The following is a 17,093-nucleotide window of genomic DNA, read 5'->3' on the forward strand; positions in this document are numbered from 1 at the left end:
GTTGTCGTACGGTGCAGCGTTCATCTCTATCTCTACCTTGTCAGGCGAAATCATATGCAGTCTCGGCGTGCTCGGCCTCGTCGATGCCGTTCGCCTCTTCCTCGTCCGTCACGCGCCAGCCCAGCGGCTTCAGAGCGAAGGCGATGACCGCGGTCACGATTGCCGTGAAGATCAATGCGAACAACGCGATGACGATCTGCACGACGAGCTGCTTGTAGTCACCACCGTAGAACAGGCCGGTCTCGGATCCGAGGAAGCCGATTCCGATGGTGCCCCACAGGCCTGCGACCAGGTGGACGCCGACGACGTCGAGCGAGTCGTCGTAGCCGAACTTGAACTTCAGTCCGACGGCGAGAGCCGACAGCACGCCGGCGATGACGCCGAGGATCATGGCTCCGACCGGGGTGAGCGCACCGGCGGCCGGGGTGATGGCGACCAGACCTGCGACGATGCCCGATGCGGCACCGAGGCTGGTTGCGTGTCCGTCGCGGATGCGCTCGGTGATGAGCCAGCCTGCGATGGCCGCTGCGGTGGCCGCGGTGGTGTTGACCCAGGCCACGCCTGCGATGCCGTCGGCGGCGAATGCCGAACCGGCGTTGAATCCGAACCAGCCGAACCACAGCAGCGCTGCGCCGAGCATGACGAACGGGAGGTTGTGCGGACGGTAGGCGACCTTGCCGAATCCGGCTCGCTTGCCGATGATGATCGCCAGGATCAGGCCTGCGATACCGGCGTTGATGTGCACGACGGTTCCACCGGCGAAGTCGATCGGTGCGACGTTGGCGACGGTGTCACCGTCGTCGTTGACCATCGTTCCGAAAATCTTTGCAGCCAAGCCCTTCTCGGAGCCCGACAGCAGTCCACCGCCCCAGACCATGTGTGCCAGCGGGAAGTACGCGAGGGTGACCCAGATTCCTGCGAAGGCGAGCCAGGTGCCGTACTTGACTCGACCGGCGATCGAGCCGCTGATCAGGGCGACCGTGATGATGGCGAACGTGACCTGGAACGCTACGTCGATGACGTTGGCGTAACCCCATGCGCCGGCGATGTAGTTGCCGTCCGCGTCGGTGATCGAATCCTTGAGTCCGAAGAACTCGAACGGGTTGGCGAAGACACCGCCGATGTCCTGGGTGCCGTAGGACATCGACCATCCCCACAGGAAGTAGATGATCGAGACGACGGCCATAGCTCCGAACGACATCATCATCATGTTCAACACGGACTTCGACTGCGACATACCGCCGTAGAAGAACGCCAAGCCCGGCGTCATCAGCAGTACCAGCGATGCTGCCATCAGCATCCACGCGGCGTTGCCGGAGTTGGCCAACATATCCTCGGGACTCACGTACACCCTCCATTCTCCTGCACACCGGTTGGCGCGCCGTTACGCAAGAAGAGTGGTTTCACGAAGTTTCATCCGTGACACTCGGGTGTTTCGGGCATGTGAACGCATGACCGAATTCTGTTGCTAAAAGGTTTCGTGCTGGCGTTTGTGCTTTTTACCCGGTTCGCCGGAGCCCGGCGAGGTCGATCAACCGAGCAGTGCGTCGACGAACGCCCCTGGCTCGAACGGAGCCAGATCGTCGGCACCTTCGCCGAGACCGACGAGCTTGACGGGTACCCCGAGTTCCCGCTGTACCTGAAAAACGATGCCGCCCTTCGCGGTTCCGTCGAGCTTGGTCAGCACGACACCGGTGATGTCCACAATCTCGGCGAAGACGCGCGCCTGAGTCAGTCCGTTCTGGCCGACCGTCGCATCCAGAACGAGCAGCACGTCGTCGACGTGGGCCCGCTTCTCGATGACGCGCTTGACCTTGCTCAGCTCGTCCATCAGACCGGACTTCGTATGCAGGCGACCTGCGGTGTCGACCAGCACCACGTCGACTCCGTTCTCGATTCCCTTGCTCACCGCGTCGAAGGCAACGGCGGCCGGGTCGGCGGCTTCCTTACCGCGCACCACTTCGGCACCGACTCGCTCGGCCCAGGTCTGCAGCTGATCCGCGGCAGCAGCGCGGAACGTGTCGGCCGCACCGAGGAGCACTCGCCGGCCGTCCGCGACCAGGACACGGGCGAGCTTGCCGGTGGTCGTGGTCTTGCCGGTGCCGTTGACTCCGACGACCAACAACACCGCAGGCGCGCCGTCGTGCGGAAGCGCGCGAATCGAACGATCGAACTCCGGATGCAGTTGCGCCACCAGAATTTCCCGCAGCAGGGCTCGCGCATCGGCTTCGGTACGAATACTGCGAGCTGCCATCTGCTCGCGCAGCGTGCGCATGATCTCCGTCGTCGTGGCCGAGCCGATGTCGGCGATCAGCAGCGTGTCCTCGACTTCTTCCCAGGAGTCCTCGTCCAGGTCTCCGCCGCCGAGCAATCCGAGCAGGGACTTGCCCACCGCGGACTGGGAACGAGCCAGACGTCCACGAAGACGGTCCAACCGACCTTCGGTCGGATCGATGGTGTCCAGTCGAGGAGCAGGTGCCTCGGCGTCCGGGGCGGGTTCCGGCACCGCAGGCGCGGTGGGCTCGGCCGGCTCGGCGAGCTCGACAACCGGCACCTGAGGCTCGACGACCGGAACCTCGGGGTCGAGGACCTCCGGCTCGTCCCGAGTGTGGGTGGGTGGCACCGGCGTCGGCTCGACCGGGAAGGTCTCGACAGGCTTCGGGGCAGGCGGGACGGGCTTCGGGGCAGGCGGGACGGGCTCGGCGGTCGCAGTGCCCTGACTGAACGAGAAACCGCTGCCGGCGGTGTAGCCACCGGATCTGTCCTTGGTGGCCGCGTCCTCGATTCGGGCGGCCTCGTCCGACTTGAGGGACACTCTCCGGCGACGGGACAGAACGAACCCGGCGACGAGGACGACGAGCAGGACGGCAGCGATCGCCGCGACGATGATCCACGCTTGATTACTCACGTGACCATCCTCTCAGGTGGTCACGACCGAGCGCATCGGTGGTGCATCGCCGAAATGGACTGTCCGCCGTCCGGGTCGTGTCGATAGCATCGTCGCCATGACGTGGACCGCGGTGCGCGACGCCGACCAACTGACCGCCATGTTCGGCGAACCCAGCTTTCGGGCGGCCAACAAGGATCGCCGGACCCTGCATCCACTCGACGTGCACTGGCTCGCGGCCTCGCCTTTCTGCCTGATGGGAACCTCGGACGCGAGCGGGCGGTGCGACGTCTCCCCCAAGGGTGATCCGCCCGGCAGCCTGGTCCACGTCGTCGACGAGGCCACGATCGCACTGGCCGAACGGCCCGGTAATCGTCGAATGGACGGCTACCGCAACATTCTCGAGAATCCGTTCGTCGGCCTGAACTTCTTCGTGCCGGGGCGCGGCGACACCCTGCGCATCAACGGTCGCGCGTCGCTGGTGACCGACGCACCGTTCTTCGACGAACTGCAGGTCAAGGGCCACCGACCCATCATGTGCCTCGTCGTCGACATCGAGCAGGTGTTCCACCACTGCGCCAAGGCATTCATGCGGTCCAAGTTGTGGCAGCCGGACACGTGGGATGCGGACTCCATTCCCGATGTCGCGTCCTTGACGAAAGCGTTGATTCCGCAGGCACCCGAAACGGTGGAAGAACTCCGCGAGTACTACGGGCCCTCCTACGCCGAGCAGCTCTACCCCGAGAAGTAGCGCGGCCTCACGTCGCGGAATCGGTGTCGCTGGGCACCGACACGTCCGGTTCGGCGGCCTCGACGGCAGGTTCGACTGCATCGACGGCGACGCGCTCGCGATTGAGCCGCTGCGAGATGACGGTGGTGATGCCGTCACCGCGCATACTGACGCCGTAGAGGGCGTCGGCCACTTCCATCGTCGGCTTCTGGTGCGTGATGACGATCAGTTGCGACTTCTCGCGGAGTTGCTCGAACAAACCGATGAGTCGCCGCAGGTTGGTGTCGTCCAGCGCTGCTTCGACCTCGTCCATCACGTAGAACGGCGACGGTCGAGCACGGAAGATCGCCACGAGCATCGCAACGGCCGTCAGCGACTTCTCGCCGCCGGACAGCAGCGACAGCCGCTTGACCTTCTTGCCGGGCGGCCGTGCTTCCACTTCGATTCCGGTGGTGAGCATGTCCGACGGGTCGGTCAGAATCAGCCGTCCCTCGCCCCCGGGGAACAGTTTGGCGAAGACACCGGTGAATTCACGCTCGACGTCCAGCCAGGCCTCGGTGAACACCTGCAGGATGCGGTCGTCCACGTCGGCGACGACCCCGAGCAGGTCCTTGCGCGCGGACTTGACGTCCTCGAGCTGGGTGGACAGAAAGTTGTATCGCTCTTCCAGTGCCGCGAACTCTTCCAGAGCCAGCGGGTTCACCTTGCCGAGCGTGGCCAGATCCCGTTCGGCGCGTTTGACACGCGCCTGCTGAGTGGCGCGGTCGAACGGCATCGGGGCGGGTGCCACCACCTGCTCACCGCGTTCCTTGGCCGCCTCGTACTCGGCCATTTCGAGTTCGGTCGGAGGCAGCGGGACGTCGGGGCCGTATTCCGCCACCAGATCGTCGAGCCCGATCCCGTGCTGTTCGAGAATGGTCGTCTCGAGTTGCTCGATGCGCAGAGCGGCCTGGGCACGCGCCACCTCGTCGCGGTGCACCGCGTCGGTGATCGAGGCCAACTGTCCCTGCAGTGCCCGAACCTGCTCCTTCACCGTGTCGAGTTCGGCTGTGCGCGTTGTCCGTTCGGCCGAGAGCTCGTCGCGCCGTCGTGCGGCAGCAGCGACGACCGCCCCGAGACGAGTCGCGAGCTCTTCACCCGACTCCGCCACTGCGGCAGCGACCGCGGCAGCATGACGCCGAGCCGCGCTCTCCCTCTCGGCCCTGGCTCTGGCCTCCCGCTCGGCTCGCGCCGCCCGGCGTAGCGAATCTGCCCGTCCCCGGACCGACTGCGCACGCTCCTCCGCGGTGCGCACGTTCAGCCGAGCTTCGACTTCCACGGCGCGAACCTCGGTGAGCGCGGCCGCCGCCATTTCACGCTCCATCGTGGTGGCCGCGTCGCCGCTCTCACCGTCTCCCACGAACCCGGATTGTTCGTCCTCGGCGGATCGCAGGCTGTCTTCGAGCTCGGCCAGCCGAGCGACCGCTTCCTCGCGACTCGTCTCTGCCGAATCACGCTGCGTCGTCAACCGTGCCGACTCGGCATGAGCAGACCGCGCCAATTGACCGAGCCTGCCCAGCTGCTCGTACACAGCTGCCATAGCGGCATCGGATTCGTTGAGGGCAGCCAGAGCCTGCTCCGCCGATTCACGTCGGTCGCGCTGTTCCGCGAGTGCACCAGAGAGCGCAGCATCGAGTTCCTCGGCCCTTCGCACGGCCGCAGCCAGCTCGACGGTCGAGGTGTCGATGGCGGATTGCACTTCGAGCGTGCTGGGCCGTCGGTCCGATCCTCCGGTCACCCACCCGGGTTCTACGACGTCGCCGTCCTTGGTCACCGCGCGCAGTCGGCCGTTGTCGGAGACGAGTCGGTGCGCGGTGTCGAGCGAGTCGACGGCAACCACGCCGTCGAGCAATGCCGTCATGGCACCGGCCAGGCGGTCCGGGTAGTCGATGAGATCGAGCACCCACCGCGCGCCATCAGGAAGTTCGGGACGTGAGAGTGGTTGCACTGCAACGGAACTGCTGTGCACTATGGCTGCGCGACCACCGTCCGCGGCGCGGAGCGCCAGGACTGCATCGCGGGCAGCGGCGAAGGACTCTGCATGGGCAGCGTCGGCCGCCGGTCCCATCGCGACTGCGACCGCGATCTCGTATCCCGGCTCGACCGTCAGGTGCCCGGCCAGCAGTCCCGACAGTCCGTCCTGTTCGTTCTCCACCAACCAGCCGGCACCGTCTTTTCGTTCGAGGCCCATCGTCAGCGCCTCGATCCTCGCTTCGAAGGACGCCACCCGCTTACCCGCGGTGCGTTCCTCTGCCTGCAATTCCGAGACACGCGCATCGGCATGACGTAGCGCAGCCACTGCGCGCTCGTAGTGGGTGTCCAAGCTCAGTTCGCTGGCGTCGAGGGTACCGATCTGGTCCTGCACGCTCTCGAACTCGCGCTGGGCCGCCTCGCCCCGTTCACGGGCCTCGTCGATGGCCACCGACAGGCGTGCCACCTCGGCGTCGATAGATTCGACCTTGGTCCGGAAGGTATCGACCCGCCCGGACAAGCGTGCAAAGCCCTCCCTGCGATCGGCCACCGCACGCACGGCCGCCAGGTGCGCCCGTTCCGCAGCCGCAGCCGCCGACTCTCGTTCGGCCAACTGTTCGCGGGCCGCCTCGAGGGTTTCCCGCGCCATCTCCACGGCTTCGACGAGTTCCATCTCTTCTTCGGCAACCCGCTCGGCCTGTGCCTCCAGCTCGTCGGGGTCCTGCCCTCGGCCGGCGCTCTGCACGGAGTCGAGGTGCCGGGCCCGCTCGTGCGCGATGCGAACAGTCGCGTTGACTCGTTCGGCCAGCGCGGAAAGTCGAAACCACGTCTGCCCGGCTGCTTCGGCGCTGGGCGTCAGGCGAGCGACGGCTTGCTCGTGTTCGGCGAGGGCTACGGTCCCCGCCTCGAGGGCGTCCTGCACCATCGCATACTGCTCGCGAGCCGCTTCCTCGTCCTGCGTCTGGTTGGCGAATTCTTCTCGCCTGGCCACCAAATCGTCTGCCGCCAGCCGGAGGCGAGCGTCGCGCAGGTCTGCCTGCACCGTCTGCGCTCGACGTGCGACCTCGGCCTGCCGACCCAACGGCTTGAGTTGCCGACGCAGTTCGGTCGTCAGATCGTTCAGTCGCGCGAGATTGGCCTGCATCGCGTCGAGTTTGCGGACCGCCTTTTCCTTGCGTTTGCGGTGCTTGAGAACGCCGGCAGCTTCCTCGATGAATGCTCGCCGGTCCTCCGGGCGGGATTCGAGAATCGCCGCCAGCCGGCCCTGCCCGACGATCACGTGCATCTCGCGCCCGATACCGGAGTCGCTCAGCAGCTCCTGGACGTCCATCAAACGGCAGGAGCTTCCGTTGATTTCGTACTCGCCCGCACCATCGCGAAACATGCGGCGGGTGATCGATACCTCGGAGTAGTCGATCGGCAGCGCTCCGTCGGAGTTGTCGATCGTCAGCGTCACCTCGGCCCGACCCAGCGGCGCTCGACCCGAGGTTCCCGCGAAGATGACGTCTTCCATCTTGCCGCCGCGCAGGGCTTTGGCACCCTGCTCGCCCATCACCCAGGTCAGAGCGTCCACGACATTCGATTTACCGGAGCCGTTCGGTCCGACCACGCAGGTGATACCGGGCTCGAATCGAAGAGTCGTCGCCGAAGCGAAGGACTTGAAGCCCTTGAGCGTCAGACTCTTCAGATACATAGCGTCCGTACTTTACCGGCCAGGTGCCCACCCGCGCGCCCAGCCTCCGGTAGTGCAGGTCAGCGCTCGACGAAACCGCTCAGATCACCGCGGGCCGACCCCCAACTCTCGACGACGAGCGTCACCGTGCCGGGGGTTCCACCGCCGCGTAGCAGTTCGAGAAGCGCGTCGAGACGATCGCGCGGTCCCTCGGCGATCACCAGCACCCGTCCGTCGGCGTGGTTGGTCGCATGACCGACGAGACCGAGTTCGAGAGCACGCGATCGAGTCCACCACCGAAACCCGACGCCCTGCACCAGGCCGTGCACCCACGCCGTCAGACGCTCGTCGTTCATGCCGGGCTCAACTCTCGGACGGATCCGTCGAAACTCGTTGCGTACAACGACGTCGGGTCGAATCCCACCCCGCCGAACGCGACCGCGGATGTCAGCGGCACACCTGTCGCCACGGCACACGACGACCCCGACGTCGGGTCGATGCGAATAACTCGTCCCGCGAGATTCTGTGCGAGATAGATCATTCCGTCGACACCCACGGTCAGGTCGTCCGACATGGTGAGTGGTCCGAATCCGTCGACGCGAACACGCGAGACCGAACCGGACGGATCCTGCTCGTCGAGGACGTACACGACGGGCTCGACATCGAACGTGTTGCCCACGTAGATCTTTCCGCGCGCAATCGCAATCCCGTTGGCAGACCCCAGATCCGTACGTACCGTCGACACGGTGCGATCGGTCGCGATCCGGCTCAGGCCTGCAGCGACACCCAGATTACGGGTGGTGAAGAGATCACCCGTCTCCGATCTCGCCAGTCCGTTGGGCATCGCCAGGCCCGACGCGTACGTCGAGCGACCACCGGTATCGAGATCGAGCGCGTCGATCGTTCCGGTCGAGGAATCGAAAAGTCCTGCGGCCGCACTGTTTCCGGTGGTGAAGTACAGGGTGTCTCCGTCCCGCACCAAGCCGCCGGGTGACTCGACGCCCGACACCAGAGTGCCCCGGTCTCCGTTCGGCGCGACGCTACGTAGAGCACCCGGTCCGATCGGCGACGTCTCGGAAACGATCATCGAGCCGCGGCCGTCGAACTCCAGATTCTCGAGCATCCCGAATCCCGACGCCACTGTGCTCACCGACCACGGAGTACACGCACTCGACGCCTGTGCGGCCGGGGCCGCGGCGATCGACGCGCCGCAGAGCAACGCCGCGGTGAGGATCGCCCGAGACTTCATCAGGCGTCCACGTCGATGTCCAGGTTGATCGTCGTTCCGGCCTTCAAGGTCCGCCCGACCGTGCACACCTTGTCGATGGCACGCTCGACGACGGTCAGCAGGCGTTGCTGCGCCTCGGGGTCCATCGCGCTGAGGTCGACTCGAAGGATCTCGTTCAACTCGGGATAGAGCTCGTTCTCGCGGTCGGCGGCCCCGGACACCTCGACGGTGGCGGAGTAGTCGTCACCGAGTCGACGAGAGAGCGGGACGTCGGAGCTCATGCCCGTGCACGCCGCGAGGGCGATCTTGAGCAGCTCCCCCGGAGTGAAAACACCCTCGACCGATTCGGACCCGATGAGCACCTCGGCTCCCCGCGAACTGCGACCGGTGTATCGACGTGTGCCTGTGCGCTCGACCCAGAGGTTGGTCGGCGTGCTCTGTTCTGCCATGACCGAAATACTAGGCGGGCGGTTCAGGAGTGGAGCCTGCGGAATGAGGTCAGGTCCGGAGGTGTCGCGGCCGCGGCTGGCAGGTGGGGCAGCTGAACGAGGAGCGGTTCATGAATTTTTCGCGCCGGATCGGTGCGCCGCACCTCGAACAGGGCAGTCCTTCCTGCCCGTAGGCATCGAGCGACCTGTCGAAATAGCCGGACTGCCCGTTGACGTTGACGTACAGCGCATCGAAGGAGGTTCCGCCTTGAGCGAGGGCCTCCCCCATCACCGCGTGGACCCCGGTCAGCAGACGCCGCAGCGCGGGACGCGTCAGTGTTTCTGCGATTCGATTGCCGTGAATCTTCGCGCGCCACAACGCTTCGTCTGCGTATATGTTGCCGACACCGGACAGCACGGTCTGGTCGAGCAGTGCCCGCTTGATCTCGGTGTGCTTGCCGCGCAACACGTTCACCACCGATTCGGCATCGAACAGTGGGTCGATAGGATCGCGGGCGATGTGCGCGACCGGTTCGGGTACCTGGGTCCCGTTCACCGTCACGATCGGAGCGAGTGCCCAACCGCCGAAGGTCCGTTGGTCGACGAAGCGGAGGTCGCTACCGTCGTCCAGGCGAGCTCGAATTCTCAGGTGCTTCTCGTCCGGGGCAGTGGGAGGCTGCACGAGCATCTGCCCGCTCATACCCAGGTGGACGACGGTCGCGAAATCGCCGGGTGCCATCACCAGCCACAGATACTTGCCACGCCGCTGGGCCGAAGCGATGCGCTGGCCCCGCAATTGGCCGATCAGATCGAGGCCGCCGAGGTCGTGTCGCCGCACGGCGCGAGGATGTAGCACCTCCACCGAGCGCACCGTCTTGCCGACCACGTGGGATTCCAGGCCGAGCCGGACCACCTCGACCTCAGGCAGTTCGGGCATCAGGAAGAGTCGGATGCGGAGTCGGCAACGACAGGAGTCTCATTGTCCGACAACGAGTTCCACGCCGTGCTGGCAGCCTTCTGCTCGGCTTCCTTCTTCGACCGGCCCACCCCGACGCCGCGCGGGAATCCGCCGACGAGCACAGTGGCCGTGAATTCCTTGTCGTGGTCGGGTCCGGTCGACGAGATCTCGTACGCGGGGACACCCAATGCACGTTCCGCAGTCAACTCCTGCAGGCTGGTCTTCCAATCCAGACCCGCACCGAGCTTGGGAGCCCGATCGAGCAAGCCGGCGAACAGTGTCAGAACCACGGTGCGGGCAACATCGATTCCGTGTTGCAAGTGGATGGCACCCAGCAAGGACTCCATACCGTCGGCCAAGATGCTGGGCTTGTCGCGCCCGCCGGTCTGCTCTTCGCCCTTACCCAGCAACAGATGACGACCGAGGCCGCCGTCACCGAGATCACGAGCCACCTCGGCGAGCGCATGCATGTTGACCACACTGGCTCTGATCTTTGCCAGCTGTCCTTCGGACTTGGTGGGGTGCACCGCGTACAGGTGCTCGGTGACCGCCAAGCCGAGCACGGAGTCGCCCAAGAACTCGAGCCGTTCGTTGGTCGGCAGACCACCGTGCTCGTAGGCGAACGACCGGTGCGTCAGAGCCAGCGTCAACAAGGGTTCGGACAGAGAAACACCGATAGCGGCGAGGAGCGACTCTCGGTCGTCCCCGCCGCTGACGGCAGCGGAGCTATTGTTCTGTGGCCCGCCGTTGTGTCGGTCCACTACTTCGTTTGTCACCTGAGCGGGAATCAGACCGCTGCGACGACCTGGCGGCCCTTGTAGGTACCGCACGAAGGGCACGCGATGTGGGGCAGCGTCTTCTCGCCGCAACCACGGTTGGGGCACGTCACGAGGGTGGGCGCAGTGGTTTTCCACTGTGCACGACGCGACCTCGTGTTGGAACGCGACATTTTGCGCTTCGGGACAGCCACTTACTTCTCCTCGGCTTCGTTGTTCACAAGTTCTGTGCTCGGTTCTGGATCCACGCCAAATTTGGCTGCAAGTCCAGCCCAGCGAGGATCAATTGTATCGTGACTGTGGCCGGATTCAGCAATCGCCAGGCGAACGCCGCATTCTGGGCACAATCCCTCGCACTCGTCACTGCAGACGGGGTGGAGTGGAAGCTCCAGACCGACCGCGTCGACGATGACGGGTTCGAGATCTATCAGGTCGTCGACGATGCGGTGAATCTCGTCCGCATCCGTCGTCTCCTCGGTGATGCTGTTCGGGTAAGCGAACAGCTCGGTGAGGTAGACGTCGACATTGCCAGTGACCGGGTCGAGGCAGCGCGTGCACTCACCGGCCGTGGCAGCTCGCACGGAACCGGTGACGAGAACGCCCTCGGATACCGCCTGCAACTGCAGATCGAGCGAGACCGGTACACCGGCTTCGATGGCGATGGCATCGAGGCCGATTCGGGAAGGAGCCGGAACCGTCCGCTCGATGGTTTTCGTCGACCCGGGTCGACGACCGAGGTTGAGAATGTCCAGAACGAATCCTGCGTCCAGTTCGGGACGCGTCGTTCTCTTGGGCGGGGGCACGGCTGATCTTCCTTACTGTCGGTGTGCCTACTGTCGGTAAGCAACCACACAACGATACGCATCTGCGCATACGTGAGCAAATCATGACGGGTCAGTGCCGACTACGACGTCCCTGGTCTGCACTTCCGTAGGAGGTGTCACCGTACGGTTCGTTGCCGTAGTCCGGGACGCCCGAGCCGGTGCGCAGCTGCTGCCGACCGCGACCCACCGACCGAATGGTGCCGCTGAGGAACTCCTCGAACTCTGCAAGCTTGGTGTCGACGTAGACGTCGCACTCGCTGCGCATCCGATCGGATTCGGCGTGTGCGCTGTCGATCACCCGAGCCGACTCGGCGTGGGCCGCCTGAACGACCTCCGTCTCCGAGACGAGCCGGTTCTGTTCGGCGGTGCCGTCTGCGACCGACCGCTCGTACGACGCCGTACCGGACTCGATCATCCGATCGGCCTCGGTGCGAGCGCGAACGGTCAGCGCCTCGTACTCACGCTGGCCTTCGAGAACCGTTCGCTCGGCCTCGGCTTCGGCATCGGCCACGAGCTGATCGGCATGCGCCGACGCTTCGGACACCATGCGATCGGCCTGGGCTTTGGCGTCGGCGAGAATGCGGTCCGCCGAGTCGCGTGCGTTCTCCACCGTGTCCTGAGCTTCGGCGTTCGCACTGGTGACGGTCTTCTCCGCCGTCGCCCGCGCGTCACCCACCAGCTTGTCGCGATGATCCAACACGTCCTGCGCATCGTCGAGCTCGCCGGGTATGGCGTCACGTACGTCGTCGAGCAATTCCAGGACATCGCCGCGAGGGACGACGCACCCGGCAGTCATCGGAACGCCGCGCGCCTCCTCGACAATGGCGACGAGCTCGTCGAGCGCCTCGAATACGCGGTACACCGTTTACCCCAATCGTCGAATCTGCCACCGCGAACGCATCTGCTCCGCAGACGACACCCACAGTTCTTCGCTGTTCAGTCTGCCCGCCGATACGCCGGTCTGCGCTATACCCACCCGGTGTGTCGCCCTTTCGAACTACTGGGCCATCGAACTACTGCGCCATCGAACTACTGGGCGGCACGCTCGGCGATACGCGACATCAACCGGTCCTGCACGAACGGCGGCAACATACCGGTGACGTCTCCCCCGAACGTGGCCACCTCCTTGACCAACGAGCTCGACAGAAAACTGTGCGCCGGATTCGCAGGGAGGAACACCGTGTCCACTCCGGTCAGCGTCCGGTTCATCTGCGCCATCTGCAACTCGTAATCGAAGTCGACAGCACTCCGAAGACCCTTCACGATCGCCGAAAAGCCCTCCTGCCGTGCGTAATCGACCAGCAGGCCATACCACGAACCGACCCGAACGTTAGGCAGATGCTCGGTCGCGACCTCGAGCATCTCGATCCGCTCCTCGACGCTGAACATGCCCTTCTTGCTCTTGTTCACCATCACCGTCACCACCACCTCGTCGAAGGCGGCCGCCGCGCGCTCGAAGATATCCAGGTGACCGATGGTCACCGGGTCGAAGGATCCAGGACACAGTGCGCCAGTCATGCCCGCGAACCTATCAGCTCAGACAGCTCATTCCGCAGGCTCCACTCCTGACCGGATTGCGATCTCGATTCGGCTCTCGCCGTACTTCTTCGACTTCTCCGGCACGAGCCCGGTCGGCCATACGGTCTCCGGCGAACGCGACGACCGTTCGAGCACGACCACCGCGTCGACCGAGAGCCATCCCCCGCTCACGAGCCGCTCGAGGAGGCCGGCCACGGCGGTATCCGTGACGGCGTACGGCGGATCTGCCAACACCAGGTCGTAGGCCGCGTCGGCGGTGCCGGCCAGGACCGAGGCCACCGGCGCGCATTTGACCGAAGCTCCGGTCAGGCCGACCGATTCGATGTTCTTGCGCACTACCGCGGCCGCCCGTGCGTCGGATTCGACCAGCACCGCCGACGCGGCCCCACGTGAGAGTGCTTCGAGTCCGAGCGCACCCGACCCTGCGAACAGATCCAACACCGCGGCCCCGTCGAGCTCCATCCGACTTTCGAGCGCACTGAACAGTGCCTCTCTAACCCGCTCCGACGTGGGCCGGGTGCCTTGGCCGGGGACCGCCAATCGACGACCCCCGGCAACGCCCGCGACGATCCGGGTCATTCGCTCCCGGCCTCTTCGCCCGTCGACCCCCCACCGATGACGACGAGCAGATCGCCGCCCTCCACCTGCTGTACGCCCGAGATCGCCAGACGAGTGACCGAGCCGCCCCGCGGTGCGGTGATCGCTGCCTCCATCTTCATCGCCTCGATCGTGGCAATGGTGTCGCCGGCCGAAATCTTCTGGCCCTCCTCGACTGCCAGGGTGACCACCCCGGCGAACGGAGCCGGAATGTGTCCGGAATTGGAGCGGTCTGCCTTCTCGACGGTGGGTGCTTCGCTCGCGATGGACCGATCGCGCACCGACACCGGACGTAGCTGCCCATTGAGGATGCACATGACGGTGCGCATACCGCGTTCGTCCGGGTCGGAGATCGCTTCGAGTCCGATGAGCAGTTCGACGCCCTTCTCGAGCGTGACTCGATGCTCCTCGCCCTGACGCAGACCGTAGAAGAACTGGTTGGCCGACAATCGGGTCGTGTCGCCGTACTTCTCTCGATGAGCTTCGAGTTCCGCTGTGGGGCCGGGGAAGAGCAACCGATTCAGAGTGGTACGGCGTTGCGCCGACGTCCCGTCGAGGTTCTTTTCGTCCTCGTCGGTCAGCGGCGTCACCGGCTTGCCCGCACCTCGGCCTTCGAGCGCCTTGGTGCGCAGCGGCTCGGGCCAGCCACCGGCGGGTGTTCCGAGATCGCCGCGTAGGAACCCGACAACGGAATCGGGAATGTCGTACCGGCTGGGGTCCTCGGCGAATTCCTCGGCGGACGCATTCGCACCCACGAGCGCAAGAGCCAGATCGCCGACGACCTTCGAGCTCGGCGTCACCTTGGTCAATCGACCCAACATGCGGTCGGCCGCAGCGTAATTGGCTTCGACCGTCTCGAAGCGATCACCGAGACCGAGCGAAATAGCCTGTTGGCGTAGGTTCGACAGCTGGCCGCCCGGAATCTCGTGGGTGTACACGCGACCGGTCGGTGCCGGCAGCCCGGACTCGAAGGGCGCGTACACCTTTCGCACGGCCTCCCAGTACGGCTCGAGATCGCAGACGGCCTGCAGGTCGAGACCGGTGTCGCGCTCGGTGTGCGCGGCCGCGGCGACGATCGCCGACAGCGCGGGCTGACTGGTGGTTCCTGCCATCGCAGCACAGGCACCGTCGACCGCGTCGGCTCCGGCTTCCCAGGCAGCGAGATAGGTAGCGAGCTGTCCGCCGGGAGTGTCGTGGGTGTGCACGTGCACCGGCAGATCGAAGTTGGACCGCAACGCCGTCACCAGCGTCTTGGCCGCGGGGGCACGCAACAGACCCGCCATGTCCTTGATGGCCAGCACGTGCGCGCCGGCATCGACGATCTGCTCGGCCAACTTCAGGTAGTAGTCGAGCGTGTACAGGTTCTCGTTCGGATTGGACAGGTCGCCGGTGTAACTCAGTGCCACTTCTGCGATGGCCGTACCGGTTTCGCGCACTGCATCGATCGCCGGACGCATCTGATCGACGTTGTTGAGCGCATCGAAGATACGGAAGATGTCGATTCCGGTGTCGGTGGCCTCGGCGACGAAGCTACGGGTGACCTTCTCCGGGTACGGGGTGTATCCGACGGTGTTCCTGCCGCGCAGCAACATCTGAATCGCTATGTTGGGCACGGCTTCTCGCAAGCTCGCCAACCGCTCCCACGGATCCTCGTGCAGGAAGCGCAACGCCACGTCGTACGTCGCCCCTCCCCAGGCCTCGATCGAGAGTAACTGCGGCGTCGTTCGCGCCACGTACGGCGCTACGCCGAGCAGACCACTGGTGCGCACACGCGTTGCCAACAACGACTGATGGGCATCACGGAACGTGGTGTCGGTGACACCGAGCGCCTTCTGATTGCGCAGATCGCGGGCGAACCCCTCCGGCCCGAGCGCCAGCAGCCGTTGCCGGGAGCCGTCGGGAATGGGAGCCGAGAAGTCGACCTCGGGCAGCTTGTCGTGCGGGTACACCGGTGAGGGACGTTCCCCGTGCGGCTTGTTGACCGTCACGTCGGCCAGGTAGGTCAGAATTTTGGTGCCACGGTCACCCGAGGAACGCGACGTCAGCAGTTCCGGACGTTCCTCGATGAAGGAGGTGGTGACGCGTCCTGCGGTGAAATCGGGGTCGACCAGAACCGCTTGCAGGAACGGGATGTTCGTCGCGACACCGCGAATTCTGAACTCCGCCACCGCACGTCGGGCACGCGCCACGGCAGTGTCGAAATCACGGCCGCGACAGGTGAGCTTGACGAGCATCGAGTCGAAGTAGGCACCGACCTCGGCACCCAACGTCGTGCCACCGTCGAGGCGCACGCCGGCACCGCCCGGGGTGCGGTAGGCAGTGATGCGGCCGACGTCGGGCCGGAATCCGTTGGCGGGATCCTCGGTGGTGATGCGGCATTGCAACGCTGCACCGCGCAACACGATGTTCTCCTGCTGCAATCCCAGGTCCGCCAACGTCTCACCGGAGGCGATACGCAACTGCGACTGCACCAGGTCCACATCGGTCACTTCTTCGGTGACGGTGTGCTCCACCTGAATTCGCGGATTCATCTCGATGAAGACGTGATTGCCGCGGGTATCGAGAAGGAACTCGACGGTACCGGCGCAGGAATAGCCGATCTGCTTGGCGAACGCCACGGCGTCGGCGCAGATCTTCTCGCGTAATTCCTGAGGAAGGTTGGGTGCCGGGGCCAGCTCGATCACCTTCTGGTGTCGACGCTGCACACTGCAATCGCGCTCGAAGAGATGGACGACGTTGCCTTGGCCGTCGGCAAGGATCTGTACCTCGATATGACGGGGGTCGATCACTGCCTGCTCGAGGAACACGGTCGCATCGCCGAACGCCGACTCCGCTTCGCGCGCAGCAGCTTCGATGGACTCGCGTAGTTGCTCGGGCTCGGCCACGCGGCGCATTCCGCGACCACCGCCACCTGCCACGGCCTTGACGAACAGCGGGAAAGTCATCGATTCCGATGCCGCGACCAATTCGTCGATATCGGACGACGGTTCCGACGACGCCAACACCGGTAGTCCCGCGGCCTTCGCAGCGGCGATCGCACGCGCCTTGTTGCCGGTCAGCTCGAGGACATCGGCGGAGGGCCCGACGAACGTGATGCCCGCCTCCACACACGCGGCGGCGAGATCCGGGTTCTCGGAAAGGAATCCGTAGCCGGGGTACACAGCATCGGCACCGCTGCGCTTGGCGGCGGCGACGATCTCGTCGACCGAGAGATACGCCCGAACGGGATGGCCCTTCTCCCCGATCTGATAAGCCTCGTCGGCCTTCGTTCGGTGCACCGAGTTTCGATCCTCGAACGGGAACACCGCCACCGTCGAGGCACCGAGTTCGTAGGACGCACGGAAGGCGCGGATAGCGATTTCGCCGCGGTTGGCAACCAAAACTTTGGAGAACATTGGCTCAACTTACCCGGCAGACACAGCCCCGGAGGCGTACTGATCCCAC

At 65.2% G+C, this 17,093-nt stretch carries 15 protein-coding genes; 1 reads left to right on the top strand and 14 read right to left on the bottom strand.

Features of this window, described 5'->3' with window-relative positions:
* Positions 1-40: 40 nt before the first annotated feature.
* Together CH281_RS20495 and ftsY are read right to left on the bottom strand one after the other, a co-directional pair.
* Positions 41-1,345 (bottom strand): ammonium transporter, encoded by a 1,305-nt coding sequence (locus tag CH281_RS20495; protein WP_373453891.1) that lies wholly within the window; start codon positions 1,343-1,345, stop codon positions 41-43.
* Positions 1,346-1,531: 186 nt separating this feature from the next.
* Positions 1,532-2,908: a signal recognition particle-docking protein FtsY gene (gene ftsY / locus CH281_RS20500; protein WP_094695449.1), complete on the bottom strand. Its 1,377-nt coding sequence runs from the start codon at positions 2,906-2,908 to the stop codon at positions 1,532-1,534.
* A gap of 97 nt (positions 2,909-3,005) precedes the next feature.
* Here ftsY and CH281_RS20505 point away from each other — a divergent pair, with 97 nt between their 5' ends.
* Entirely contained in the window at positions 3,006-3,638 is a 633-nt protein-coding gene (locus tag CH281_RS20505) for an MSMEG_1061 family FMN-dependent PPOX-type flavoprotein (RefSeq protein WP_032383417.1), read from the top strand.
* A 7-nt stretch (positions 3,639-3,645) separates the two neighbouring features.
* Here the strand turns inward: CH281_RS20505 and smc are convergent, their stop codons facing one another.
* From smc to CH281_RS20565, 12 genes are all read right to left on the bottom strand, one after another.
* The gene (gene smc, locus CH281_RS20510) at positions 3,646-7,320 is read right to left on the bottom strand and encodes a chromosome segregation protein SMC (RefSeq protein WP_057474106.1); all 3,675 of its coding nucleotides are present in this window, start codon (positions 7,318-7,320) and stop codon (positions 3,646-3,648) included.
* Between the two features lie 59 nt (positions 7,321-7,379).
* Positions 7,380-7,655 (bottom strand): acylphosphatase, encoded by a 276-nt coding sequence (locus tag CH281_RS20515; protein WP_027496676.1) that lies wholly within the window; start codon positions 7,653-7,655, stop codon positions 7,380-7,382.
* Positions 7,652-8,548 carry an SMP-30/gluconolactonase/LRE family protein gene (locus CH281_RS20520; RefSeq protein ID WP_057474107.1) on the bottom strand — a complete coding sequence of 299 codons (897 nt, stop codon included), beginning with the start codon at positions 8,546-8,548 and terminating at the stop codon, positions 7,652-7,654. Before CH281_RS20520 ends, CH281_RS20515 begins: the two co-directional genes overlap by 4 nt.
* The gene (locus CH281_RS20525) at positions 8,548-8,976 is read right to left on the bottom strand and encodes an OsmC family protein (protein ID WP_027496674.1); all 429 of its coding nucleotides are present in this window, start codon (positions 8,974-8,976) and stop codon (positions 8,548-8,550) included. The genes CH281_RS20520 and CH281_RS20525 overlap by 1 nt, the downstream gene beginning before the upstream one ends.
* Positions 8,977-9,025: 49 nt before the next feature.
* The gene (mutM, locus tag CH281_RS20530) at positions 9,026-9,892 is read right to left on the bottom strand and encodes a bifunctional DNA-formamidopyrimidine glycosylase/DNA-(apurinic or apyrimidinic site) lyase (RefSeq protein WP_045841863.1); all 867 of its coding nucleotides are present in this window, start codon (positions 9,890-9,892) and stop codon (positions 9,026-9,028) included.
* On the bottom strand, positions 9,892-10,674 hold the full coding sequence (rnc, locus tag CH281_RS20535; RefSeq protein WP_094695450.1) for a ribonuclease III: 783 nt from the start codon (positions 10,672-10,674) through the stop codon (positions 9,892-9,894). Before rnc ends, mutM begins: the two co-directional genes overlap by 1 nt.
* 26 nt (positions 10,675-10,700) lie before the next feature.
* The gene (gene rpmF, locus CH281_RS20540) at positions 10,701-10,883 is read right to left on the bottom strand and encodes a 50S ribosomal protein L32 (protein WP_032397784.1); all 183 of its coding nucleotides are present in this window, start codon (positions 10,881-10,883) and stop codon (positions 10,701-10,703) included.
* Positions 10,884-11,492, bottom strand: coding sequence for a YceD family protein (locus CH281_RS20545; RefSeq protein ID WP_027496671.1), 609 nt, complete (start codon positions 11,490-11,492; stop codon positions 10,884-10,886).
* A gap of 91 nt (positions 11,493-11,583) precedes the next feature.
* Positions 11,584-12,375 carry a DivIVA domain-containing protein gene (locus CH281_RS20550; RefSeq protein ID WP_045841865.1) on the bottom strand — a complete coding sequence of 264 codons (792 nt, stop codon included), beginning with the start codon at positions 12,373-12,375 and terminating at the stop codon, positions 11,584-11,586.
* Positions 12,376-12,542: 167 nt separating this feature from the next.
* Positions 12,543-13,031: a pantetheine-phosphate adenylyltransferase gene (gene coaD, locus CH281_RS20555; protein ID WP_027496670.1), complete on the bottom strand. Its 489-nt coding sequence runs from the start codon at positions 13,029-13,031 to the stop codon at positions 12,543-12,545.
* 27 nt (positions 13,032-13,058) lie between these two features.
* Entirely contained in the window at positions 13,059-13,631 is a 573-nt protein-coding gene (rsmD, locus tag CH281_RS20560) for a 16S rRNA (guanine(966)-N(2))-methyltransferase RsmD (RefSeq protein ID WP_027496669.1), read from the bottom strand.
* Complete coding sequence (locus CH281_RS20565) at positions 13,628-17,044, bottom strand: pyruvate carboxylase (RefSeq protein ID WP_032383422.1); 3,417 nt, start codon at positions 17,042-17,044, stop codon at positions 13,628-13,630. Before CH281_RS20565 ends, rsmD begins: the two co-directional genes overlap by 4 nt.
* Between the last annotated feature and the right edge of the window lie 49 nt (positions 17,045-17,093).

The organism is Rhodococcus sp. 06-221-2 (assembly GCF_002258365.1).
Taxonomy (GTDB): domain Bacteria; phylum Actinomycetota; class Actinomycetes; order Mycobacteriales; family Mycobacteriaceae; genus Rhodococcoides; species Rhodococcoides fascians.